Source organism: Halomonas litopenaei (assembly GCF_003045775.1).
Lineage (GTDB): Bacteria > Pseudomonadota > Gammaproteobacteria > Pseudomonadales > Halomonadaceae > Halomonas > Halomonas litopenaei.
In genome coordinates this window covers 182,884-206,219 of record NZ_PXNS01000010.1, presented here as the reverse complement: position 1 = coordinate 206,219, position 23,336 = coordinate 182,884, and the positions used below count along the sequence as shown (strand labels likewise).

The 23,336-nt window shown below is 65.6% G+C and carries 25 protein-coding genes and 1 pseudogene; 12 read left to right on the top strand and 14 right to left on the bottom strand.

Going from position 1 to position 23,336, the window contains the following annotated elements; genetic code table 11:
• The 3 genes from C6W88_RS16875 to C6W88_RS16865 form a co-directional block, all read right to left on the bottom strand.
• The coding region (locus C6W88_RS16875) for a TRAP transporter small permease subunit (protein ID WP_231498684.1) at nt 1-505 on the bottom strand (505 nt) is incomplete at its 3' end.
• 187 nt (nt 506-692) lie between these two features.
• On the bottom strand, nt 693-1,733 hold the full coding sequence (locus tag C6W88_RS16870) for a TRAP transporter substrate-binding protein (protein ID WP_045995057.1): 1,041 nt from the start codon (nt 1,731-1,733) through the stop codon (nt 693-695).
• Nucleotides 1,734-1,740: 7 nt separating this feature from the next.
• Nucleotides 1,741-2,541: a FadR/GntR family transcriptional regulator gene (locus C6W88_RS16865; RefSeq protein ID WP_045995058.1), complete on the bottom strand. Its 801-nt coding sequence runs from the start codon at nt 2,539-2,541 to the stop codon at nt 1,741-1,743.
• Between the two features lie 390 nt (nt 2,542-2,931).
• Between C6W88_RS16865 and C6W88_RS16860 the strand changes: the two genes are divergently transcribed.
• Entirely contained in the window at nt 2,932-3,933 is a 1,002-nt protein-coding gene (locus tag C6W88_RS16860; RefSeq protein WP_108133317.1) for an NADP-dependent oxidoreductase, read from the top strand.
• An 89-nt stretch (nt 3,934-4,022) separates the two neighbouring features.
• Here the strand turns inward: C6W88_RS16860 and C6W88_RS16855 are convergent, their stop codons facing one another.
• Nucleotides 4,023-4,946, bottom strand: a complete 924-nt coding sequence (locus tag C6W88_RS16855) for a DMT family transporter (RefSeq protein ID WP_181248654.1) — start codon at nt 4,944-4,946, stop codon at nt 4,023-4,025.
• Nucleotides 4,947-5,110: 164 nt separating this feature from the next.
• Here C6W88_RS16855 and C6W88_RS16850 point away from each other — a divergent pair, with 164 nt between their 5' ends.
• The 3 genes from C6W88_RS16850 to C6W88_RS16840 all read left to right on the top strand — a co-directional run bounded on the left by C6W88_RS16850 (nt 5,111) and on the right by C6W88_RS16840 (nt 7,381).
• Nucleotides 5,111-5,599, top strand: a complete 489-nt coding sequence (locus tag C6W88_RS16850) for an Lrp/AsnC family transcriptional regulator (RefSeq protein ID WP_197037138.1) — start codon at nt 5,111-5,113, stop codon at nt 5,597-5,599.
• A 190-nt stretch (nt 5,600-5,789) separates the two neighbouring features.
• The gene (locus C6W88_RS16845; RefSeq protein WP_108133315.1) at nt 5,790-6,470 is read left to right on the top strand and encodes a DsbA family oxidoreductase; all 681 of its coding nucleotides are present in this window, start codon (nt 5,790-5,792) and stop codon (nt 6,468-6,470) included.
• Entirely contained in the window at nt 6,467-7,381 is a 915-nt protein-coding gene (locus C6W88_RS16840) for a complex I NDUFA9 subunit family protein (protein ID WP_108133314.1), read from the top strand. The genes C6W88_RS16845 and C6W88_RS16840 overlap by 4 nt, the downstream gene beginning before the upstream one ends.
• Before the next feature lie 66 nt (nt 7,382-7,447).
• Here C6W88_RS16840 and gloA read toward each other — a convergent pair whose 3' ends face one another.
• The 3 genes from gloA to C6W88_RS16825 form a co-directional block, all read right to left on the bottom strand.
• Nucleotides 7,448-7,990, bottom strand: a complete 543-nt coding sequence (gene gloA / locus C6W88_RS16835; protein ID WP_045995063.1) for a lactoylglutathione lyase — start codon at nt 7,988-7,990, stop codon at nt 7,448-7,450.
• 43 nt (nt 7,991-8,033) lie between these two features.
• Nucleotides 8,034-9,611 carry a GMC family oxidoreductase gene (locus C6W88_RS16830; protein ID WP_231498680.1) on the bottom strand — a complete coding sequence of 526 codons (1,578 nt, stop codon included), beginning with the start codon at nt 9,609-9,611 and terminating at the stop codon, nt 8,034-8,036.
• Between the two features lie 117 nt (nt 9,612-9,728).
• Entirely contained in the window at nt 9,729-10,295 is a 567-nt protein-coding gene (locus tag C6W88_RS16825; protein WP_045995064.1) for a gluconate 2-dehydrogenase subunit 3 family protein, read from the bottom strand.
• A 213-nt stretch (nt 10,296-10,508) separates the two neighbouring features.
• Between C6W88_RS16825 and C6W88_RS16820 the strand changes: the two genes are divergently transcribed.
• Nucleotides 10,509-10,877 carry a ribbon-helix-helix domain-containing protein gene (locus tag C6W88_RS16820; protein WP_108133312.1) on the top strand — a complete coding sequence of 123 codons (369 nt, stop codon included), beginning with the start codon at nt 10,509-10,511 and terminating at the stop codon, nt 10,875-10,877.
• Nucleotides 10,878-11,093: 216 nt separating this feature from the next.
• Nucleotides 11,094-12,602 (top strand): alanine/glycine:cation symporter family protein, encoded by a 1,509-nt coding sequence (locus tag C6W88_RS16815; RefSeq protein ID WP_045995065.1) that lies wholly within the window; start codon nt 11,094-11,096, stop codon nt 12,600-12,602.
• A gap of 143 nt (nt 12,603-12,745) precedes the next feature.
• Here C6W88_RS16815 and C6W88_RS16810 read toward each other — a convergent pair whose 3' ends face one another.
• A complete protein-coding gene (locus C6W88_RS16810; RefSeq protein ID WP_108133311.1) occupies nt 12,746-13,663 on the bottom strand; it encodes a LysR substrate-binding domain-containing protein in 918 nt (305 codons plus the stop codon).
• Between the two features lie 152 nt (nt 13,664-13,815).
• On the opposite strand from C6W88_RS16810, the gene C6W88_RS16805 reads away from it, so the two are divergent.
• From C6W88_RS16805 to C6W88_RS22005, 4 genes and pseudogenes are all read left to right on the top strand, one after another.
• A complete protein-coding gene (locus C6W88_RS16805) occupies nt 13,816-14,685 on the top strand; it encodes a pirin family protein (RefSeq protein WP_108133310.1) in 870 nt (289 codons plus the stop codon).
• 146 nt (nt 14,686-14,831) lie between these two features.
• Nucleotides 14,832-15,455, top strand: a complete 624-nt coding sequence (gene ycaC, locus C6W88_RS16800; RefSeq protein ID WP_108133309.1) for an isochorismate family cysteine hydrolase YcaC — start codon at nt 14,832-14,834, stop codon at nt 15,453-15,455.
• Nucleotides 15,456-15,535: 80 nt separating this feature from the next.
• Nucleotides 15,536-15,961 (top strand): annotated as a pseudogene (locus C6W88_RS21925) (pirin family protein); the annotation flags it as partial.
• Nucleotides 15,962-16,120: 159 nt separating this feature from the next.
• Nucleotides 16,121-16,495, top strand: coding sequence for a pirin-like C-terminal cupin domain-containing protein (locus C6W88_RS22005; RefSeq protein WP_258183962.1), 375 nt, complete (start codon nt 16,121-16,123; stop codon nt 16,493-16,495).
• 27 nt (nt 16,496-16,522) lie between these two features.
• On the opposite strand, the gene C6W88_RS16790 is transcribed toward C6W88_RS22005, so the two are convergent.
• The gene (locus C6W88_RS16790; RefSeq protein ID WP_108133308.1) at nt 16,523-16,861 is read right to left on the bottom strand and encodes a hypothetical protein; all 339 of its coding nucleotides are present in this window, start codon (nt 16,859-16,861) and stop codon (nt 16,523-16,525) included.
• 147 nt (nt 16,862-17,008) lie between these two features.
• On the opposite strand from C6W88_RS16790, the gene C6W88_RS16785 reads away from it, so the two are divergent.
• The gene (locus C6W88_RS16785; protein ID WP_108133307.1) at nt 17,009-17,593 is read left to right on the top strand and encodes an NADPH-dependent FMN reductase; all 585 of its coding nucleotides are present in this window, start codon (nt 17,009-17,011) and stop codon (nt 17,591-17,593) included.
• Between the two features lie 76 nt (nt 17,594-17,669).
• Here the strand turns inward: C6W88_RS16785 and C6W88_RS16780 are convergent, their stop codons facing one another.
• On the bottom strand, nt 17,670-18,059 hold the full coding sequence (locus C6W88_RS16780) for an MAPEG family protein (RefSeq protein WP_108133306.1): 390 nt from the start codon (nt 18,057-18,059) through the stop codon (nt 17,670-17,672).
• Between the two features lie 125 nt (nt 18,060-18,184).
• Between C6W88_RS16780 and C6W88_RS16775 the strand changes: the two genes are divergently transcribed.
• The gene (locus C6W88_RS16775; protein ID WP_108133305.1) at nt 18,185-18,790 is read left to right on the top strand and encodes a cytochrome b/b6 domain-containing protein; all 606 of its coding nucleotides are present in this window, start codon (nt 18,185-18,187) and stop codon (nt 18,788-18,790) included.
• 96 nt (nt 18,791-18,886) lie between these two features.
• Here the strand turns inward: C6W88_RS16775 and C6W88_RS16770 are convergent, their stop codons facing one another.
• The 4 genes from C6W88_RS16770 to C6W88_RS16755 all read right to left on the bottom strand — a co-directional run bounded on the left by C6W88_RS16770 (nt 18,887) and on the right by C6W88_RS16755 (nt 23,309).
• Nucleotides 18,887-20,377: a sodium:solute symporter family protein gene (locus C6W88_RS16770; RefSeq protein WP_108133304.1), complete on the bottom strand. Its 1,491-nt coding sequence runs from the start codon at nt 20,375-20,377 to the stop codon at nt 18,887-18,889.
• Between the two features lie 174 nt (nt 20,378-20,551).
• Nucleotides 20,552-20,944, bottom strand: coding sequence for a RidA family protein (locus C6W88_RS16765; protein WP_045995074.1), 393 nt, complete (start codon nt 20,942-20,944; stop codon nt 20,552-20,554).
• 39 nt (nt 20,945-20,983) lie between these two features.
• Nucleotides 20,984-22,444 (bottom strand): N-acyl-D-amino-acid deacylase family protein, encoded by a 1,461-nt coding sequence (locus C6W88_RS16760; RefSeq protein ID WP_108133325.1) that lies wholly within the window; start codon nt 22,442-22,444, stop codon nt 20,984-20,986.
• 1 nt (nt 22,445) lies between these two features.
• Nucleotides 22,446-23,309: a MurR/RpiR family transcriptional regulator gene (locus C6W88_RS16755; protein ID WP_108133303.1), complete on the bottom strand. Its 864-nt coding sequence runs from the start codon at nt 23,307-23,309 to the stop codon at nt 22,446-22,448.
• Nucleotides 23,310-23,336 lie beyond the last annotated feature (27 nt).

Genomic DNA, 23,336 nt, shown 5'->3' with positions numbered 1-23,336 from the left:
TCAGGTGAATCAGCGCCTGGACGCACATGATCGCCACCGCGGCGAGGATCATGCCCTTGACCAGGGCCGGGAACGGCGGGTTCCAGGAGGTGCCGGAGCGCTCCAGCTGCCACTCGCCGAGGGGGTTGTGGGAGGCGCCGTAGAACATCACCCAGGCGGCGTAGGTCATGCCCAGGCAGAAGCCGAAGGTGACCAGGTCATTGAAGCGGTCGAGCCACAGCCGGAACCTCGGGCCCACGGCGTCGTAGAGCACCTTGACCCGGATATGGCGGTTGGAGGCCAGCGCGGCGGGGCCGCCGAGACAGAAGCTGACCGCCACCAGCATGACCACGGTCTCGTGGACCCAGGAGGTGGGCGCGCCGAAGCCATAGCGCATGATCACCTCATAGACGCTGATGGCCATGGCGATGAACACCAGCCAGGCGGCGAACTGGGCCACCCGAACCACGCCACGGTCGAACCGACTGCGCACCACATCGGGGGCACGCTCGGGCGTCTTGTCCATTGACGGATCGGGTGATGGGTCGGGCCCAGGCCCTGCACGTGTCTCGTCACTCATGAGACATCCTCGACATTGATGTATCGCGACGCCCGTAATCTATCGCGCCAACGGGCGCGGACATCGCAAGATGAAAAGGAGGGGGCGGTGCCTCGGCACCGCCCCGGGTTCCACTGGCGTACGCCAGCGAGGGTTACAGCAGGTTGTGGTTCTCGAGGTAGGCCACCACGGACTCGTAGAATTCCTGGGTGATCTCGTTCTTCTCGGCCCAGTTCTCCCACTCCTGCTTGGCGATATTGCGGAACGCCACGCGCTCCTCCTGCGGCAGGTCGATGATCTCGATATCCGGGTTCTGGCGGGCCTCGCGCACGGCTTCCATGTCGCGGGTCTTGAGCTCGGCCACCATCTCGTAGGCCAGGGCGTCGACCGAGGTCTCGAGGATGCCCTTCAGGTCATCGGAGAGGCTGTCCCAGACGTCCTTGTTGAGCGACACCGCCACCATCGGCAGCGAGTGGAAGCCCGGGTACAGCGGGTACGGCGCGAACTCGTGCAGCCCCTGGGCCTGGTTGGTGGCGAACACGGTGTAGTCGGCGGCGTCGATGACGCCCTTCTCGAGGCCGGTATAGACCTCGGAGCCCGGCAGGTTGACCGGAGTCGCGCCGGCGGCCTCGAAGATGTTGTAGACCATGCCCTCGGGTGCACGCAGCTTGAGACCCTGCATGTCGTCGATGGAGCGCACCGGCTTGGTCGACGGCAGCGACTCGAGGCCGGTGGCGGCGGCGCCGATCAGGTGGACGCCGTAAGGTTCGACCAGCTTGTTGTAGAGCTCTTCGCCACCGGCGTTGTTCATGTAGTCGAGGAAGTCGTAGGGATCGCTCCAGGCGCCTACCAGGTTGCCGATCATGCCGAAGGCCGGGTTCTGGCCGGTGAAGTAGCTCGGGTCGGTCAGGTGGCCCTGAAGAATGCCGGACTGCACGGCCTGCAGGGTCTGGTTGGCCTGGACCACGGCGTTGACCGGCAGGATCTCGATGGAGATGCGGCCGTTGGACATGGTCTCGACGTTGTCGGCCCAGGCCTTCTTCATCTCGAACTGCGGCTCACCCGCGGTCTCGGAGGTCTGGAAGGTCCACTCGTACTCGGCCGCCTGGGCAGAGGTCGCCGTTGTCGCGAGGATCGCCGCGCCCAACGTCGTGAGCGCGAAACCAGAGAACTTGAGCTTGGTGCTTGCCATCATGGGAATCTCATCCTTCTTGTTGGCGAGTTGCAGGGAATTCGGGAGCGTCGAAGGTGGTCTCGATCGTGGCGGGCGACCTTGTCACCCCTTCGAGACCCAGGTCCTGCCCGGTGCGCTCCAGTACCGCGAGAGCCGCTCGGGCGGCTTCCTGCGGCTGGCGAAGCCGGATCGCCTCCATCACCCGGCGGTGACGATCCATGCTGTCGTTGAGCCTGTCGGCGCTGTGGTTGGAGCGTTCCACCAGCAGCGCGATGGCGGGTTTGAGAACGTGGCTGATCTGGGCCCACACCAGATTGTGCGATGCGGTAAAGATCGCCTCGTGAAAGGCCACGTCATACTCGTCGTGGCTCTTGCCATCAAAGCGTAGATCATCGTTGGCCAGCGCTTCGATCATGCCCTCATAGGCCGTCTCGATGGCCAGCAGATCGGCGGCGGTGGCGTGCTCGGCGGCGAGACGGGCGACGAAGGGCTCCACCGCCACGCGAAAGGCGAAGACTTCGCGCTGGATCACCGGATTGGGATGGGCAAAGCGCGCCAGCCAGCCGCTGACCCTGGGGTCCAGCAGGTGCCAGCCCTCCAGCGGTTGAACCCGAGATCCCTGGCCCGAGATCCGCGTGATCATGCCCGCCGCCACCAGTACCTGCAGTGCACTGCGCACGGTGGAGCGGCTGACTTCGAAGCGCTCGCACAGATCCACTTCCCTGGGCAGGAAGTCCCCCGGCGCATACTCACCGGCGAAGATCGCCTCGGCCAGGGCATCGGCGATGTCCGGGCGCGCGCGACGCGTGGAAGTGGAACTTGCCGACATGGAGCCATCCATACAGGGAACGAGAGAAATCGGACATGTAACGCCATGTGTCGGACGGCGTCACACGCTATGTCCGACATAGCTTGACGAAAACGTATTTCAAACGCCTTTAGACTTTAGTCATGATTGGGTAGCGCCCTGCCGCCACGCCCTGTCCATGGCGCTCCTTGGGGAACCTCGCCGATTCGGCACAGTCGTAGTGGATAGGCCTCGGATCCAGGAAGACAATCGCCCCCCCTTTACGAAACAGACCGACTGGTCTATTGTAGCGACCGTACACCTATCGATGATCACGGAGCGAGGCGTGAATCCGAGTGACCCTCGGCCACGCTTCGCACTCTCCGGAGCGACAGCCAATCGACTTCCGGTTCATCACGCAAAGGAGGCATGATGCAGTCGAACTACTACACCATCAGCGAGTATCCCACCGGCACCCCCAGCCAGGACGTCTTCAAGCTCAAGCAGCAGGACCTGCCGGCGCTGGCTGACGGTGAAGTGCGCATCCGCAATCGCTGGCTGTCGGTGGACCCCTACATGCGTGGACGCATGAGCGGTGTCACCACCTATATCGAACCCTTCGAGCTCGAGGCACCGCTGGAAGGAGCCGCCGTCGGCGAGGTCATCGAATCCGGTGACGATCGTTTCAAGGTGGGTGACAAGGTCAGCCACATGGGTGGCTGGCGAGACGTGGCCCAGCTGCCCGCCGACGGCGTGACCGCCCTGCCCGATCTGGACGTGCCGGAGCAGGCCTACCTGGGCGTGCTGGGTATGCCGGGGATGACCGCCTGGACCGGCCTGAATGCCATCGCCGAGATGCAGCAGGGTGACAATGTGCTGGTCAGCGCCGCCAGCGGCGCGGTGGGCTCTCTGGCGGTACAGCTGGCGAAGGCCAAGGGTGGTGTTGTGGTCGGCCTGGCCGGCAGCCAGAAGAAGCGCGACTGGCTCGAGTCCCAGGGCGTGATCGCGGTGGACTACCGCGACAAGGACGCCGCCACCCTCAGCGAGGATCTGGCCAAGGCCTGCCCGGACGGTTTCGATGTCTACTACGAGAACGTCGGCGGAGTCTGCCTGGAAGCCGCGCTGAACAACCTCAGGGTCGGCGCCCGCATCGCCGTGTGCGGCATGATTTCCCGCTACAACGATGAAGGCCCGGCACCGGGACCGGCCAACCTGGCGATGATCCTGATTCGCCGAGCGCGCATGCAGGGCTTTATCGTGTTCGAGCACTGGGACAACTACCCGGCCTTTCTCAAGGACGTCGGTCCCAAGGTCGCCGCCGGCGAGATCGACTACCAGGAGACCGTGCGCGAAGGCCTCGAGGCCACGCCGGAAGCCTTCCTCGACCTGTTCAAGGGGGCCAACACCGGCAAGATGCTGGTGCGCCTGGGCTGATTGCTGATTGCCCTTGCTGGACGATTGACCCAGACACCGCCTACGGGCGGTGTCTCTGGTTCAGCGCTGCTCGAATGACAGCCGCGCCATCAACGGCCACGGCTGGCAATCATTACGCCGGACACCACCATCAGCATGCCCACCGCCGTGACCCCACCGATCGTCTCGTCCAGCGCCCACCAGGCCAGCGCCGTGGCCGCCACCGGGGTAAGCGAGCCCAGCGCCGAGGTCGCCTCGGCCCCCAGCCGTCGAATCGCCACGCCCATCAGCAGGCCAGACCCCAGCCCCACCAGGATGCCCTGCACCACCAACTGCACCAGCCACTCCTTCGTGGGCACCAGATGCAGGGACAGCCCCCCCGCCCCGCTCGCCTCGAGCCCGATCACCGTCAGCACAATGACCAGTCCACTGGGCACCGTGACCACCGCCGTGGCCTCGAGCGCCGACAGACCGCTCTGACGCACGCTGAGGGTGAACACCGCCCACATCACGCTGGACAGCAGGAACATGCCCTGCCCCAGCAGCAGGCTCTGCAAGCCCTGTCCCCCGGACGCCAGCAGGCAGACGACGCCGAGTCCGATGGCGACCAGGCCGGCGGCACGCCCCCGCGACAACGGCTGAGCGAAGACCCAAACCGCCAGGGTACTGACGAACAGCGGCGCTGCCCCGGGGATCAGGGTGCTGCCGTGGGCCACCGGGGCCAGCCCCATGCCCACCGCCCCCAGCAGGAAGAAGGGTATGCCGGCGCCGGCCATCATGCCGACCAGCCACACCGGGTTGACCGCCAGCAGACGCTGGCGCCGACGCAGCGCCAACGGCAGCAGCGCCAGGCCAGGCACGGCGTAGCGAAACAGGGTCAGGTCGAGCGTTCCCAGTGGTGACAGCGCCCCTTGGCGCAGCGACAGGAAGTAGCACGACCAGATCAGCACCGCCCCCAGCGCAGCGGCGACCCCCAACAGGGCGCGCCGGGGAGAGGCGACAAGCGGTGCCACCTGGGTCAAGGAAGACGACATGAAAGAACTCCGTGAGGTTCGATGGGCGCCTGAACGAGCCCCCTGCTGACCCTCAGTCTGCCGCCAACGGTCGGGCAAATGTAGGCAAAGACAACGACGCGATGGACCCATATTGGCAGGACATGCCAATATTTTTCTTCGACCCGCAAGATTGAGCCAATCCGTTGAAAAAACTGGACCGTATCGATCGCCATCTGCTCGCCCTGCTCCAGCAGGATGCACGACTCACCAGCCACCAACTGGCCGAGCGGGTGGGGCTGTCGCCGTCACCCTGCGCCAGGCGCATACGCCGGCTGGAGCAACAGCGGCTGATCCAGCGCTACCGCGCCGAGCTGGACCGCGAACGCCTGGGGCTGGGGCTGACGGTGTTCGTCCACGTCAAGCTCAGCCGCCACCAGGACGCCCTGGTGGAAGCCTTCGAAGCCGCCGTGGCGGACATGCCCGAAGTCATCGAGTGCCACACCGTGTCCGGCGCCTTCGACTATCTGCTGCAGATCGTCAGCGCCGACCTGAAAGGCTACGAGCGCTGGGTGCGACAGCTGCAGACCCTGCCCATGGTCAATACCGTGGATTCGAGCTTTGCCATCCGTGCCGTCAAGCGCGCCGGCGCCCTGGATCTGCGCGACGCCCGTCCAACTGACGACGATTCGTAAGGCTCCACACGAGGATCCGCTGCACAGCCCCACCAGGCAGACGTCGCCTCAGCCGGTGATCACGGCTGACGCAGCTTCGCCAGCATCGAGCCTAGCTGACGTCGGCGCTTCACTTCGGCGTCATCAATCGTCAAGCTAGGGTCGATCCCATTGCCGTCCGGGCCCACGTACCGCCACCCAGGAGAGTTGCATGCCGACCCCGCCCGCTCCCCCACGCCTGACCCTGGAGGTCTTCAGCGATCTGCGCTGCCCGTTCTGCTACCTGGAGTTGCCCGAACTGGAGGCGCTGGAAGACAGGTTCGGTCATGACATCCGCGTCGTCTGGCGCCCCTTCGAGTTGCGCCCCGAGCCGGAACCTGCCCTCGATCCCCACTGCGACTACCTGAACGAGCTGTGGCGAGACGCGGTGCTGCCGATGGCTCAGGAGCGAGGTCTGAGCATGCGCCAGCCGAACATCCAACCACGCTCGCGTCTGGCCCTGGAAACGCTGGCCTGGGCCGAGCGCCGCTATCGCGACACCCCGTCAGCCAGCCAGGTCGCTGCGCTGCGAAAGGCCCTGTTCAGCGGCTTCTTCGAAGATAGCCTGGACCTGTCGGATCCCCGCGCCCTGGCCGAGATCGCCAATCAACTGGGGCTGGACGGCGCGGCACTCGAAGCGAGTCTTGCCGCCGGTGAAGACCGCGAGGCGGTACAAGCTTCCCGCGAGGAAGGTCAGGCGCTGGGGGTTCACGGTGTTCCGGCGCTGCGCTTTCTGGTCGACGGCGAACACGCCGGCATCCTGTCCGGCGCCCAACCCAGGCGCCAGCTCTTTCTTGCGGTGGAACGCCTGCAGGATGCCCTGCGCCAGCATGAGGGCAAAAGGACGTCATGAGTGACCGCACACGTCCGGTGGTGGTGATCGGTGGCACCGGCTTTGTCGGTGCTGCCGTGGTGCGCGAGCTCTACTTCGCGGGCCATGCGGTCCGCGTGGTGGCCCGCCACCCGAGACTTCCGGAAGAGGTGGAAGACGGCGATCCGGTCGAGGCGATCCAGGCGGATATCGAGGATCCGGAGAGCCTCAAGGCGGCCCTTGAGGGGGCCAGCGCGGTGATCAACGCGGTCAGCCTCTACCGCGAGAGTGGCAAGCGCAGCTTCGAGCAGGTGCATGTCGAGGGCGCCGCCAGGCTGGCGCGGCTCGCCCGGGAGGCGGGCATCGATCGCTATGTGCTGCTGTCCGGCATCGGCGCCCGGCTCGATTCGCCCTCGCCCTACGTGCGCGCCAGGGCGAGAGGCGAACAGGCGGTGATGGGCGAGATACCTCGCGCGGTCATCGTTCGCCCCAGCGCCCTCTATGGCCAGCAGTCAGGCCTGGTGGCGACCCTGGCAAGGCTGGTGAAGATGCCGCTGGTGCCGCTGTTTGGCGCCGGAGAGATGCGCCTGCAACCACTCCACGTGGGTGATCTGGCCAGCGCCCTGGCACGCCTGGCCACCCGGGCGAGCCTGCCCAGGGCGCTTTACGAACTGGGCGGGCCCGACCCGCTGCGCTACCGCGATCTGGTCACCCAGGTGGCGCGACACCTCGGCAGAGAGCCCAGGTTCATCAAGGTCCCCCTGCCCCTGTGGCGCGCCCTGGCACTGGCCCTTTCGCCCTTGCCCTCGCCGCCGCTGACCCGCGATACCCTGTGGCTGATCAGCGAAGACAATCTGGTCGCCAACGGCGTCGGCAGCTTCGCCGACCTGGGCCTCAATCCGCGCAGCCTGCGCGACAGCCTGCCGCACTGTCTGCCAACGCAGGCGGGCTGAGCCCGACGGACGGGCCTCGATGGCCCCCGGCCCTATGCCGCCGGGGCTTGGCGTTAGATAACCGCTTCAGGCGTCGCCCATGTTCGCCATCAGGCTCGGCTGCACCACCTCGATCCAGTAGCCGTCCGGGTCCTTGACGAAGACCACGTCCTTCAGCTTGCCCTGCTCGGGGCGCTTGATGAACTCGACGTCGTTTTCATCGAACCAGGCCACCGCCGCGTGCAGATCCGGCACCGCAAAGCAGATATGACCAAAGCCTTGGGGCTCGGCGTTGCCGTCGTGGTAGATCCGCCCTTCCTGCTCCTCGCTGCCCCAGTTGTGGGTGAACTCGAGCAGTCCTCGCTGCTGAAAGGTCCAGGTGGAGCGGGCGGCGGCGTCCTCGGGAACCTGATCATCCGCCTCGAGGTTGGCGAGAAAGTACAGCGAGAACTGCATTTCCTCGAAGTCCAGGCGCCTCAGCACGCTCATGCCGAAGACCCGTGAATAGAACGCCAGGGACACCTCGGGATCCTTGACCCTCAGCATGCTGTGATTGAGGCGAAAACCGCGCGTGGCCTCGGGGGCCGGCTCCACGCCGGGGTGCTGTTCGCCTTGGAAATTGTCGTGCATCTCGGTCTCCTTGGATGAGGGGTCGATTGTCGTTCAGGGGTCGTCAGATCGCCTGCTCGGCCATCTGCTGCGCGATATATTCTGCCTGACGCAGGGCCAGCGAGACGATGGTCAGGGTCGGGTTTTCCGACGCCGAGGTGGTGAACTGACTGCCATCGGAGATGAACAGGTTCGCCACCTCGTGGGTCTGGCCGTAGCCGTTGCAGACGCCGTCCTCGGGGCGCTCGCTCATGCGGCAGGTACCCAGGTTGTGGGTCGAGGGATAGGGCGGCACCTCGTAGACATCCCGCGCCCCCACCGATTCGTACAGCGCCTTGCCCTGCTGATACCCGTGCTGCCTCATGGCCACGTCGTTGGGGTGATCGTCGTAGTGCACGTTGGCCACCGGCAGGCCGAAACGATCGGTCACCTCCGGGTTCAGGGTGATGCGGTTGCTGGCCTGGGGCAGATCCTCCCCCACCAGCCACATCCCGGCCATATGATCATACTGGTCCATCGCGCCGGCGAAACGCTCGCCCCAGGCGCCGGGGTCGAGGAAGGCAGCCATGAACGGCAGCCCCAGCGACAGCGTCTCCATCTCGTAGCCGCCGACAAAGCCCCGCGACGGATCATGGCGCGCCTCATCGGAGATGATGCCGGCCATGGTGGTGCCGCGATACATGTGCACCGGTTCATCGAAGGTGGCGTAGACCGAACCCGTCATATGGCGCATGTAGTAGCGCCCGACCTTGTCCGCGCCATTGGCAAGCCCCTTGGGGAAACGACTGCTCGTGGAATTCAACAACAGCCGCGGCGTCTCGATGGAATTGCCGGCCACCGCCACCACCCGGGCCTTCTGTCGCTGTTCGCGGCCCTCGCTATCAAAGTAGACCACCGCCTTGGCACGACCCTCGTCGTCATGCTCGATACGCGCCACATGCGACTCGGGCCGCAACTCCAGGTGTCCCGTGGCGATGCCTCTGGGCAGCTCGGTATAGAGCGTCGACCACTTGGCCTGGGTCTTGCAGCCCTGGAAGCAGAAGCCGCGCTGCTGGCAGGGCGCCCGGCCATCGCGGATCTCGCTGTTGATGGCCATATGGCCGGTGTTGCAGGAATAGCCGAGCTTCTGCGCCCCGGCGTACATCACCTTGAAATTGTTGTTGCCCGGCAGCCCCTTGTTGTCGTGGGTGCGGGTCACCCCCATGCGCGCCTCGGCACGATCGTACCAGGGTGCCAGTTCCTCGTAGGACAGCGGCCAGTCGAGCAGGTCAGCGCCGTCCACCGCGCCATAGTGACTCAGGGCCTCGAACTCGTGGGGCTGAATGCGCAGGCTGGCACCGGCCCAGTGCACCGTGGTGCCGCCCACCGACTTGACGATCCAGGCCGGCAGATTGGGAAAGTCCCGTGCCAGCCGCCAGCTTCCCGAGGTGGTCCTCGGGTCCAGCCAAGAAAGCTGGTTGAAGGCGCCCCACTCGTCGGCCAGAAAGTCCGAGGTGGTGTGCAGCTTGCCCGCTTCCAGTACCACCACGTCGATGCCCTGCTGGGCCAGTTCGTTCGCCAGGGTGCCTCCACCGGCCCCCGAGCCGATCACTACCACCACACTGTCATCGTCCAGCGCAAAGGTCTTTTGACTGTCGGTCATGGCCATGACGACGTCTCCTCATCGGTCCGTATTGTTAGTTGTTGTCTGTAGCTGGCTGTTGTTGTCCGTGGCTGTCGCCAGCGGTCACCGACGCTCGCCTCACCCGCCGCGACAGCGTCAGCCCGGTACTTCATGGGGCAGGTAGCCGCCCTCGGGCCGGGGCGGATCCGGCAGCCAGTCCAGGTCATTGAAGCCCTTGGTCAGGTAGCCGGGATTGCCCGCCTCACCCTCGTAGCCGAAGTGGGCGTAGGCCAGATCGTTGTCATAGAGCGAGACGACGGCGTCGCCGCGCACCAGTTCGAAGAATGGCGAGCCGGCCCGCGCTTCCAGCAAGGCGAAACGCTCGCTCGGCGACAGCGATAGCCAATCACCGCCCGCCTCACGGTCGAGCACATCGATACCTTCGGCTACCAGGGCCGCGACCTGGGGATCGGCGGCCTTGGTGTCCAGACTCTTGACCACGAGGGCGTAGACCGCGTCTTCAAGGTCTGGGTGAGGGAAGATGTGACGCGTCATCGCCAGCAGCACCTGGCCCTGGCGACTGGTCAGGGTTTCAAGGGACATGGCCCAGCTACGACTGGGCGCCAGCAGGGCGATGGGACCGGAGGCCATCGCCAGTGTGCCCATCAGCACACCACCGCTGGCCTTGAGAAAGACACGACGAGAAAAAGCGCTACCCTTCATAGCAGGACTCCTTGCCCCAGGCCGTAGAATTCAGATTCGACAAGCGCCACATGCGACACTGCGTCTCTCCAAAGCCTATGTCGCCTCCGCCTACGGCGGGTAACACTGGGGTACTACGTCGACCATGGTCTAATGCTCCTTGACGCAAGAGCCAGGCAGGGTCAGAAGACGGCATCATCGATAACGACCGGACGCCAGCGAGAGGACCACGCCATGTGCCATATGTACGCCTCCACCGACCCTGCCAAGTACGAGTGCACCACCCGTTCCATCCGCCTGCAGGGCTCGGTGACCAGCGTCAGACTGGAAAACGAGTTCTGGGATATCCTCAACGAGATCGCCGCCGGCCAGAACCTGACCACGGTTCAGTTCATCAGCGAGCTGCATCAGGAGGTGATCGAGATCCGTGGTGAGGTGCCTAACCTGGCATCGCTGTTGCGGGTGGCCTGCGCCGTCCACCAGCAGAATGCCATTCAGGAGAATGCCATTCAGGAGAATGTCATCCAGGGGAATGCCGCCCAACAGAATGTCGCCCAACCCGCTGTCGAACGCCTGTCTCGGGCATCGCTGGGCATAAACTGAAACGGCGCCGGGTAAAGGGGCTCACCGACACCTCGTTCGGCCTCACATGTCTGGCCTGAGGTGCCATTGAGAACAGCACCCTTCTTGATGCGACTAAAGTCTATATCTTTTTTCTCGAAAACTACGCCTTATCTCAATCTTTTCTCTACGCTCCTTGTCATACGCGGCAATTCGTGAAGAATGGCCTCCGCATTCCTACCCAATGGACAATTTGACATGGATTCCATCGCCACCTGGTTCAACGATGCCGTCTCCGTCGGCAACGGCCTGATCTGGGGTAAACTGCTCGTTTACCTGTTGATCGGCGCCGGTCTCTACTTCACCGTCATGACCCGCGGCATCCAGTTCCGCTTCTTCGGCCATATGTTCGCCCTGCTCAAGGGATCCCGTGATGGCGGCGAGGGCATTTCCTCCTTCCAGGCCCTGTCCACCAGCCTGGCGGCCCGTGTGGGTACCGGCAATCTGGCGGGTGTCGCCGTGGCCATCTATCTGGGCGGCCCCGGCGCCATCTTCTGGATGTGGATGACCGCGCTGGTCGGCATGGCCACCAGCTTCGTCGAGTCCACCCTGGCCCAGGCCTACAAGGTCGACCACGGCGACAAGACCTTCCGCGGCGGCCCGGCCCGCTACATCGAGCGCGGGCTCGGTCAGCGCTGGATGGCCATCGCCTTCTCGATCTGTCTGATCATCGCCTTCGGTCTCGCCTTCAACAGCGTCCAGGCCAACTCCATCGCCCAGGCCATGGAGCAGGCATTCAACATCCCGACCTGGATCGTCGGCATCGCCCTGCTGGTGGGGGTTACCCCGATCATCTTCGGCGGCCTGCGCTCCATCGCCAAGGTGGCGGAGCTGATCGTGCCGCTGATGGCCCTGCTCTACCTGATCCTCGCTCTGGTGGTGGTGGCGCTAAATATCGATGAGCTGCCGAGCGCCATCGCGTTGATCTTCAACAGTGCCTTTGGCCTCGAAGAAGCCGCCGGCGGTGCCGTCGGCTACGCCGTGGCCCAGGCCATGATGCAGGGCATCAAGCGCGGCCTGTTCTCCAACGAGGCCGGCATGGGTTCCGCCCCCAACGTGGCCGCCACCGCCAGCACCCGACCGAACCATCCGGCGGCCCAGGGCTTTATCCAGATGCTCGGCGTGTTCTTCGACACCCTGGTGATCTGTACCGCCACCGCCGCGGTGATCATCCTGTCGGAGCCGGCGCTGCAGAGCGGCGACGCGCCCAACGGCATCCAGCTGACCCAGGTCGCGCTGTCCGAGCACGTGGGTGACTGGGGCGGCATGTTCGTGGCCATCGCCATTCTGCTGTTCGCCTTCACCTCGCTGATCGCCAACTACTCCTACGGTGAATCCAATATCGAGTACCTGGCGGGCTCGCGTCGCTCTGCGGGCGCGGTGTTCATCTATCGCCTGGCGGTGCTGGCAATGATCATGATCGGCTCGATCGCCCAGCTCGGCACCATCTGGAACTTCGCCGACCTGTCCATGGGCATGATGGCACTGATCAACCTGACCGCCATCCTGCTGCTCTCGCCGCTGGCCTTCGCCCTGTTCCGCGACTACGAGCGTCAGCTCAAGGCCGGCCAGGAGCCGACCTTCAACCCGGACGAGTTCCCCAAGCTCAAGGGCAAGGTGGACCCGAGCGCCTGGCCGAGCCTGAGCAACAAGGCCTCGCAGGCCTCATCCTCTGAAGCGCCCAAGGGCAGCGGAAAGGACGCCTGATCAGGCACTGGACCAGCAAGATCGCAGGGGCCGCTTGAGCCCCAGCACCAACAACGCCACGGCCCATGCCGTGGCGTTGTCGTTTCCGACGGCCGGACACGGGCCGTCTCGTCAGGCCCGGCACCGTTGCGCCCCGATCGTCACTACGCCCTGGGCAGCGGCGCGTCGTCCTCGTCCAGGGCACCGTCGAGAAAGTCGAGCAGTGCCCGTACCGACGGTAACTGTCCGCGGCGGCTGGGGTAGACCGCGTGGATCAGTCCGGCCCGAGGCTCCCAGCCCGGCACCACGTCCACCAGACGCCCGGCGCACAGATCGGCGCCCGCGGCCACCAACGGCAAGCGTGCCACCCCCTGGCCATCGAGCACCGCCCGGTGCAAGAGCCCCACGTCGTCGGTCACCAGCCGTGGCCGGTGCTCGATGATTCGCTCCTCGCCGCCGGGACCGTCCAGGCGCCAGCGATGGCGCCGGTCCGGTTCCTCGAAGTCGAGACTGGGCCAATCGCTCAAGGCTTGCGGCGCTTCCGGCATCCCCAGGCGCGCCACCAGATCCGGTGATGCCAGCAGCCGCTGGGGGCTGCGCGACAGCCTGCGCATCACCAGTTCGCTGTCTTCCAGCGGCGGATAGCGTACCCGGATCGCCAGGTCGAAGCCTTCTCGCACCACGTCGACGCGGCGACTGGTCGCCACCACGTCCAGGTCGATGCGGGGACAGCGACGCAGGAACTCGGAAAACAGCGGCGTGAACAAGGTGGCGAGAAGGCTCGGCGGACAGCTCAGGCGAATGCGCCCGCGCGGTTCGGCCTGGTGGCGCTCGACCACCTCCACCGCCGCCTCGGCCTGCCACAGCATGGCCTGGCAATGCTGATAGAAGGCCTGGCCCAGTTCCGTGACCACAAACTGACGGGTGGAACGCTGAATCAGGCGGGTATCGAGGCGTGCCTCCAGTGCCGCGATACGTCGGCTGAGCCGTGACTTGGGCAGCCCCAGGGCGCGGCCCGCCGGAGCAAAACCGCCGTGGTCCACCACCTTGACGAAATAGAAGAAGTCGTTGAGATCCTGCACGGCTCGGGTCCTGTCGAGGGTGATTGAGCGCACCATCGTTTCATGTATGCAACGATGCGTCCGAATTTTGCCTACTACCGCCTCCATCGTCTCGATTCTATGCTGTCACCATGACGGATCGCCAACGATCCTTCCATGACAGGAGGTGTCCCATGAAGACCATCAACGCCGTACACGCTGCCCCTCGCGGTCACTGGGTGGGCGACGGCTTCCCGGTGCGCTCGCTGTTCAGCTACGACCGCCTTGGCGCCGAGCGCATCAGCCCCTTTCTGCTGCTGGACCACGCCGGGCCTCACCACTTCGCGCCCAGCGAGCAAAAGCGTGGCGTCGGCGTGCACCCCCATCGGGGCTTCGAGACGGTGACCTTCGTGCATCGCGGCGAGGTCAGCCACCGCGATTCCTCCGGCGGGGGCGGCACCATCGGCCCGGGCGACGTTCAGTGGATGACCGCCGGCGACGGCATCCTCCACGAGGAGTTTCACTCCGAGGACTTCACTCGCCAGGGCGGCGACCTGGAGATGGTCCAGCTATGGGTCAATCTGCCGGCGCGCCACAAGACGACCCCGGCGACCTACCAGAACCTGACCCGTGACGAGATCCCGGTGGTGACACTACCGGGCGAGTCGGGCCAGCTCAGGGTGGTGGCCGGCGAGTACCTGGATGCCCGCGGTCCGGCGCGGACCTTTACCCCGATCAACGCCTGGGAACTGGCATTGAACGAGGACGCTGAAACGACCTTGTCGCTACCCAACGGGCACACTAGCCTTCTGGTAGTGCTCGACGGCACCCTGCTGGTACAGGATCAGGAGGTCGTGCGCGGTGGCAGCGTGGTAGAGCTGTCCCGCGATGGCGAGACACTGGCCCTGGCCGCCAACACCGCCGCCCGGCTGCTGGTGCTGACCGGTGAACCGATCGACGAGCCGGTGGTGGGTCATGGCCCCTTCGTGATGAACAGCGAGGCCGAGATCCACGCCTCCATCGACGCCTTTCGACGTGGCCGGTTTGGCCGCCTCAGTACCTGAGCCCACGGCGCCCAGGTAGCTGCTCCTATCGCCCTGCGACGCCTTGCGAAACACCCCGACGGCAGCTGCCGCCGGGGGCTGTACCTCCAGGCTGGATGCCGGAGACCTCTTCCAGGGAAGGCTTCCCCTGACTCCAGGAAATCGCCATGACTCGCCCCTATGTTCGTCTCGACAAGAATGACGTCACCGTGCTGCTGGTCGACCACCAGGCCGGCCTCTTGTCGGTAGCACGTGATTTCGATGCCGACGCCTTCAAGAACAACGTGCTGGCCCTGGCCGATATCGCCAGGTTCTTCGAGCTGCCGACCATCCTGACCACCAGCTTCGAGGATGGACCCAATGGTCCCATGGTCCCCGAACTCAAGGAGATGTTCCCCACCGCGCCCTACATCGCCCGCCCCGGCCAGATCAACGCCTGGGACAACGAGGAGTTCGTCGCCGCCATCGAGAAGACCGGGCGCAAGCAGTTGCTGATCGCCGGGGTGGTCACCGAGGTGTGCGTGGCCTTCCCCGCGCTGTCGGCCATCGAGGCCGGCTACGACGTCTTCGTCGTCACCGACGCCTCGGGCACCTTCAACCCGGTGACCCGCGAGGCCGCCTGGGATCGCATGAGCCAGGCCGGCGCCCAGTTGATGACCTGGTTCGGGGTGGGCTGCGAACTGCACCGCGACTGGCGCAACGACATCGAAGGCTTCGGCGGCCTGCTGGCGTCCCACCTGCCGGCCTACGCAAACCTGATGCAGAGCTATTCCCAACAGACCCAAGGGTGAGCTTCAGGCCTGGGCGTACCGCGCCCAGGTCTTGTTCTTTCTGTCGATCCCACCCAGGTACAGCCATACCAGGTCTAGCCATGACCGCCCAGGAGGCCACCATGAGCCTGCACGAAACGCCCCATCGCCCATCATCTTCTTTGGACTGCCCGGTGGTCGATGGACGCCGTTGTATCCAGCGCATCGGTTCCCGGGAGGCCGACGTCGGCGGCCTGCCGATCCACCGCGTGCTGCCCACCCGCGAGCGCCGCCTGATCGGCGCCTGGTGCTTTCTCGACCACGCCGGCCCCAGCATCCTGCGCGAAGGCCAGGCCATGCGGGTCGGCCCCCACCCCCACACCAGCCTGCAGACCTTCACCTGGATGCTCTCCGGCGAGGTCCACCACCGGGATAGCCTGGGCAGCGACTAGGTCATCCGACCGGGTGAGGTCAACCTGATGACCGCCGGCCACGGCATCAGCCATACCGAAGAGAGCCTGGCCGAAACCGACAGCCTGCACGCCGCCCAGCTATGGATCGCCCTGCCCCGGGACAAGGCCGACACCGCGCCACGCTTTGATCACTACGCCGAGCTGCCGCGCTGGCGCCGCGACGGCGCCGACTTCACCCTGCTGATCGGTGAAGCCGAAGGCCATCACGCCCCCACCCTGAGCTTTTCGCCGCTGGTGGGACTCGACGTTCAGGCCAGTGACACCACGAAGCTGGCGGTGCCCCTGCGTCCCGACTTCGAATACGGCGTGCTGGTGCTGGAAGGCGGCCTTGAGCTCAATGACGAGGCCTTCACGGTGGACGAGCTGGGGTATCTGGGGCGTGGACGAGACAGCCTCGAACTATCGCTGTCGGCGGGCAGCCGGATCCTGTTGATCGGCGGCGAGCCAATGCAGGACGAGATCCTGATCTGGTGGAACTTCGTTGGCCATTCGCGGGAAGCGATCATCCAGGCCCAGCACGACTGGGAAGCCGCCAGCGAGCGCTTTGGTGACATCCCCCAGTGGCAGGGAGCACGCCTGGAGGCGCCACCGCTGCCCTGGTCTTCCTGAAGGCCGCCTCGCTGACGCAGAGGGCGATCATCCAGACGCCTTGTCCTCCTGCGCGTTCAGGCTGGCCCACCAGTCGGCGTAGGAGCTGTTGTGGGGTGCGCGTCCGGACTCATCCTCGGCGCCGTCGGACCACCACACCGGGCCACGCTCGCCCAGCGCCTCCTTGGCTGCCTGGACCTGGCGGCGCGCGGCCTTGAGCGCGTCGTCATCGTCGACCTTGCTGGCCTCCTTGACCGCGCGTCGGGCCGCCATCAGCGCCTTGACGTGGCGCTTGCGCGTGTCCTCGTCCAGGCCGGGATCGGTGCAGCGCCAGAGGCGATTGCGGGCAACAAAGTAGCGCCCATCCGGCGTTGTGGGGTACTTCACATCGACCTCCTTCTGCCATCTTGATGCGATATGTTGCAGGATGAATGCACAAGATCGGCGCTGGCAATGGCTGACAGAGCGTGCTCCATTGGCTATTGGTCCATGCCTTGCCCTTTTGCGCTTCCGTTCACACCGCAGGAGAACCCCATGAGCGATACCCGTCCCCGTATCCTGGTCTTTGCCGGCAGCGCCCGGGAGGATTCCTTCAACAAGCGTCTGGCCAGACTGATGGCACAGCGCATCGACGCCCTTGGTGGTCAGGCCACCTTTGTCGACCTGCGCGACTTTCCCATGCCGATCTACGACGGCGACCTGGAGGCCGGCGAGGGTCTTCCCGAGCACGCCAGCCGCCTCAAGCGGATGTTCATGGAGCATCAGGGTCTCGCCATCGCCTCCCCTGAGTACAACGGCTTCATCACACCGCTTCTGAAGAACACCATCGACTGGGTCTCGCGCCCCGACGGCGACCTGGGCGCCCTCGAGCCCTACCAGCACAAGGTGGCGGCCATCGTCGGCGCCTCACCCGGCGGGCTGGGCGGGCTACGCGCCCTGCCGCTGCTGCGTCAGCTCTTGAGCAATATCGGCGTCACGGTACTGCCGGACCAGCTTGCAGTAGGCGGCGCTGGCAGCGCCTTCCATGAAGACGGCAGCCTGGCCGACGAAGGCAAGGCCAAGGCGCTGGACAACATTTGCCAGCGCCTGGTCACCACCCTGGCGCGGTCGTCACAATGACGGCCGTCGGCCCCTGACGGTCAAAGGGCTGAACGCCGGCGGACAACCGCCCGCCACCTGTCCCGTTTCGGGGCGGCTACCACAGCGCCCCGATCATGATCGTCAGACACGCCAGCATGCCGATGGCGAAGATGATGGAGCGGGTCCACTGCCAGTTCAGGGCGTAGGCCAACGGGTGGAGCAGGCGTGAGGTGAGAAAGACCAGCGCCGGCACGTCGAGGCTCTCCAGCTCCACCCCGGCGCCGATGGACACCACCGCGGTGGTGGCGTAGACGATCAGCGCCTCCCAGGCGTTGGACTGGGCCGCCTGCAGCCGCGCACCGACGCCTTCAAGACGCGCCTGCTGGGCACGCGGGTGGCGATTGTCCAGGTGGCCGAACTGGCGCACACGCCAGGCGGCGCCGATCCAGGCCAGCAGGATCGGCAGCAGGGAGGCAACAAAGAGGGTGACGAGAAAGATCGACATGGGAGGCTCCGAGGGCGAATTGTCCCCAGCATGGCACAGGGAATGGCTGACAGGCGAAGGGCCAGGCGTCAGCATGGCGGTAGTTGCCTGACACCGGGCAATACCGAATCCCCGAGGTTTCCTTCATGCCAGCGAGCCGAGCCCACTACGTCACCCACGCCCCCGATGTCCACCCTGCCCGTCATGCCGTGACCAGCCGCGCCCTGCACGCCTCGCTGGCGTTGACCATCGGTCTTCTCTACCTCACTGCCTACGGGCGCAAGTGGGCGACCACCCAGCTCGAGTCGGCCAACTGGTACCTGCTGGTGGTCCACGTCAACCTGGGGCTTTTGAGTGTGGCGCTGTCGCTCGGGCTGCTGGCGGCCCACCTGTGGCTGCCGCAGCCGCCACCCCAGGGTCTGCCACGAGTGACTCGCCTCGCCCACCGTGGCCTGCTCGCCGTGCTCCTGGCGCTGCCCGTGGCGGCCTATATCGGTACCGGCTTCGACCTCAGGGTGCTGGGCCAGTGGACACTGCCCGCGTTTCAGCGCCTGCCATTGGCGGCGTCGCTCACAGTCTTGTTCGAAGTACCGCTGATCACCCTGATGGAGCCGTTTGGCCGCTTCCATCGGGACTGGGGCGCCGATCTGCTGCTGCCTTGCCTGCTTGGTGGCCATATCGCGGCGGCCCTGTTTCACCATCTTGTGTTGAAGGACGGCGCCCTCGACCGAATATGGTCGCTGCGCCGTTGAGCGGCGCCCCATGCTCCTCGCCACCGCGGCAGACATGCGAAGAAGCCCGCGCAGTCACCTGCGCGGGCTTTTGTGCTTCGGCCTGGAGAGCGGTCTTCAGGCCTTGGCGGGACCCTTGCGCAGCGGCACGTCCGGCACCGCCTCCATGCGCTCGCGCTCTTCGGTGATCAGCTCGAGTGCCTGGTCTTCGCTGAGCTCCGAAGCCGGGGTAAACAGACTGACCACAATACCGGCGGCCATGGCCAGGCCCACCGCCGGGATGCTCGGGTTGCCCCAGTACTCACTCCAGCTCTCCACCGAGATGACCGTCAGCGAGGTGGCGGACGCCACCACCAGCGAGGCAATCGCACCCTGCCAGTTGTAGCGCGGCCAGAAGCGTCCCAACACGCCGCAGACGAACATGCCCGCCAGCACGGTCGCCACCATCTTGGTGATGTAGGCGATCACGTTGTCGGAGGTCAGGGCGAAGGCCAGCGCCAGGCTGATGGTGCCGACCAGGCCGACCCGCGACAGCATGACCACGCTCTTGGCCGACGGCGCACGGCCCTTGACCAGCACGTAGAGATCGCGGATCAGTGTGGTGACACCGGCGATGGCGTCACTGCTGGCGCTGGACATGGTCGCCGACAGACCGGCCACCAGCAGCAGCAGGCCCAGCCACAGCGGCAGCACCTCAGTAGCCAGATACGGGAAGGCGAAGTTGCTGTTTTCCAGGTTGGGGTTGAGGGCGTAGGTCGCCATGCCGATGATCGCCGGCACGATGGAGAACAGCATGTAAAGGCAGCCGGTCACCAGGAAGGAGCGGCGCACCGAGCCCACCGAGGCGCCGGAGTAGATGCGCTGGCGGAAGGACGGGGTTGCCAGCACACCGACGGCGATCACCGTGATCAGCGACAGGGCGGGCACCAGGCCGACCTTGTCGATGGCCAGGAAGCTGGTCGCCGCGGCGTCCATGGAGGCGGTCATCTCGGAGAAGCCGCCGACCTCGACCACGGCCACCGCCGCCATCAAAAAGAAGCCGACAAACAGCACGATGGCCTGCACGGTGTCGGTCCAGACCACCGCCATGTAGCCGCCGATGACGCAGTAGACACCAAAGCCCAGCGCCACCACCATCTTGGCCTGCCAGGCGGGGATATCCGCCATCCAGGCCAGATACAGGCCGCCGCCGAGGATATGGGCGCCGAGCCAGCCGATGCAGGCGACGTAGATGAACAATGCCACGACATTGCGCACCAGGCGGTTGGCCCCGACGTAGAACGACAACTCTTCGCTCATGGTCATGAAGCGGTAGCGGCGCACACCGGCGAAACACAGCGCCAGCAGCAGCACCCCGATCGAACCACCCAGACCATAGAGTGCGCCGCCCCAGCCGTTGGCGTAGCCGAAGCCCACCGCCCCCATGCTGGAACCTGTTCCCACCATGGTGGCCACGGTGGTACCGATGGTCAGGAATATCGGTACGCTGCGCCCGCCAAGGAGAAAGTCATCGCCGGTGCCGCGATCGTTCCGCGACATCCACCAGCCGAAGCCGATCATCAGGACGATGTAGACGCAAAAGGTAGCAAGGAAAAGATGACTGTTCATACAGACCTCTTATACTTGTCGTCTCGGTCGTTGCCGCGATCGAGACAGTGAACGTGAACGTGAACGTTTGCTGTGCCTGGCGTCGGGTCCTTGCCGGGATCCGGCGCCTTCCTGTCGCTACGATGCGGGCATCCCTGCCCCGGTCGAGTTGCCGCTCGACGCAATATCCCTGGTTTAAGCGCGGTCGGCGCGGTAGCAGGTCAGGTCCACCTCGACCTTGCAGTCCACCACCAGATCCTGAACGCTGCAGATGCGCGCCGGCGGGTGATCCTTGAAGTACTCGGCGAACACCTTGTTGAACGACTGGAAGTAGCGCGAGTCGGTCAGCACGGCGGTGACGTGGACCACGTCCTCGATGTCGTAGCCCGCCTCGCGGGCGATGGTCAGGGCATTCTCGAAGGCCAGTCGGCTCTGCTCGACGATGCCGCCTTCCACCACTTCTCCATCGGTCATCGGGGTCTGACCGGACACCTTCAGCCAGCCGCCGGCTTCCACCGCGCGGGAGAAGGGAAGTTTCTGACCGCCGGTACCGACGCCGCCTTCGGCGCCATAACGCTTGATCGTCATGTCAATGTCTCCTGAAAAAGGCTGATGCAATAAACGTGGCTAGAGTGGCGTGGCCGCAAGGCGCACGCTTCGGCGCAACATGCGCCCGGATCGTTGGCCCGACGCCTGACCGTTGGCGTAGGCCGTCGTGCCGTTGACCAGCACCCGAAGGATGCCGCTGGCGGGCGTCTTCGGCTGGTCATAGGTGGCGCTATCTTCCAGGCGCTCGAGATCCAGAAGGACCAGATCGGCGAAGGCGCCTGGACGAATCACACCGCGGTCTTCCAGGCCAAAGGTGGCGGCGGAAAGACCGGTCATCTTGCGTACCGCCTCGGCCGGCGGCATCAGTGCCAGGTCGCGGCTGTAGTGGGCCAGCACGCGGGGAAAGGCGCCCCACAGGCGCGGGTGCGGATGCGGGTCATTGGGTAGGCCGTCGGAGCCGACCATGGTCAAGGGGTGCGCCAGCACCTGGCGCATGTCGTCCTCGCTCATGTTGTGATAGACCGCGCCGGCGGGTTGCAGGCGCCTGGCCGCGTCCATCAGTGACAGCCCCCAGTCGGCGGCGATGTCGGCCAGCGGCCGACGCGCCTGCTCCGGATGCGGCTTCGACCAGGTGATGGTGATGTCGATCTCGTCGGTGACCTGCCCCAGATCCAGGGTCGAGGAACCGGCGGTATAGGGGTAGCAGTCGCAGTGAACACGCTGGCGGCTGGCGGCGTCGGTCAACTGCGCCAGGGCCCGTGGCGCCTGGCCCCAGTTACCGGCACCGGCGCACTTCAGGTGCGAGATCACCAGCGGTGCACGGGCCTCGGCGGCGGTGGCGAAGGCCTCGTCCATCGCCTCGGCCTGTCCGGCGAACTCGTCACGCAGGTGGGTGGTGTAGATTCCGCCCGCCTCGCTGACCGCGCGTACCAGGGCGCCGACCTCGGCATTTGGCGCCTGACGGGCGTTGCGATAGGCAAGCCCGGTACTCATGCCGATGGCGCCCTCGGCGAGTGCCTGTTCCAGGGCAAGGCGCATGGCGGCGATCTCGTCGTCGCGGGCCGGCCGCTCGAAGTCATCCATCACCAGTGAGCGCAGGCTGGTATGCCCCACCAGCGCCGCCACATTGACCGCCGGGCAGGCCGTCGCCACGGCATCGGCGTAGGCGGCGAAGCTGGGGTAGGCGAAATCCTCGGCGTCGCCCAGCAGGTTCATCGGATCGGGCACCTCGCTGCCGCGCAGCGTGACCGGCGAGGCGCTGATGCCGCAGTTGCCGACCACCACCGTGGTCACCCCCTGGCTCAGCTTCGGCAGCATCTCGGGGGTGCGCACCACATTGGTGTCGTCGTGGGTATGAACGTCGATGAATCCCGGGGTCAGCACCAGCCCCTCGGCCTGCACCACCTCGCTGGCCTCGTGCCCGGCGAGATCCCCCACCGCCACGATACGATCCCCCTTGATCGCGACATCCGCGATACGAGGATCTGCGCCGGTGCCATCCAGCAGCGTGGCGCGACGAATCAAGAGGTCATGGTGCATGTCAGTCTCCCAGCGGCTGGCGATTGTCACCGCCGCGATGGTCATCAAGTGCAATCTTCAAACGCCTGAGCTTGGTGCGCGCCTGGTCGCGATGACGCATGGCCAGCTCCAGCGCCAGCACGTCGATGGCGGCCATCAACGCATAGCGCGACGCCGAAGGGTGAAGAATGAAATCGGTCTCCCGGGCGGCGATGGGCAGCACCACGTTGGCGGCGGCGGCAAGCGGAGACCCCACGGCGGTGATGGCGATCACCTGGGCCCCGTACTGACTGGCGATCTGGGCCGACTCGACCATCTCCGGGGTGTAACCGGACACCGACAGCACCACCACTACGTCCTCGGGCTCCAGGGTGGCGGCCACCATCCTCGGCAGCAGACCGTGAGGATAGGCGCTGACCGCATAGCCCAGGCGCATCAGGCGAAACTGCAGCTCCTGGCACATCACGCTGGAGCCACCACCACTGCCGAAGGTCAGGATCTGGCGGGCATTGTCGAGTCGCTCCACCGCGCCTTCGATATCGGCCTCGAACAGCAACTCGCGGTTGAGCGCCAGGGTCTGGGCGGCAACGTCGTAGACGATGCTCGATCCCCGGGCGGGATCGGCGTCCTCGATAAAGCGACGACCGGCGGCCAGGGCGCGGGTCAGGCGCAGCTTGAGGTCACGCACGTTGTCGCAGTCCACCGAGCGGGCGAAGCGCGTCACGGTGGCATCACTGACGCCTGATCGCCGGGCGATCTCGCTGATGCTGGCCTCTGTCACGAAGTCGATGTCGTCGAAGATCAGCTCCGCCACCTTGCGCTCCGACTCGCTCAGGGAGCGAACCACCGCGGTGATGCGCGACAGGATATCGATCTGTTGACTCACGGCTTGCCTCCCTCCGTTGCGACGTTG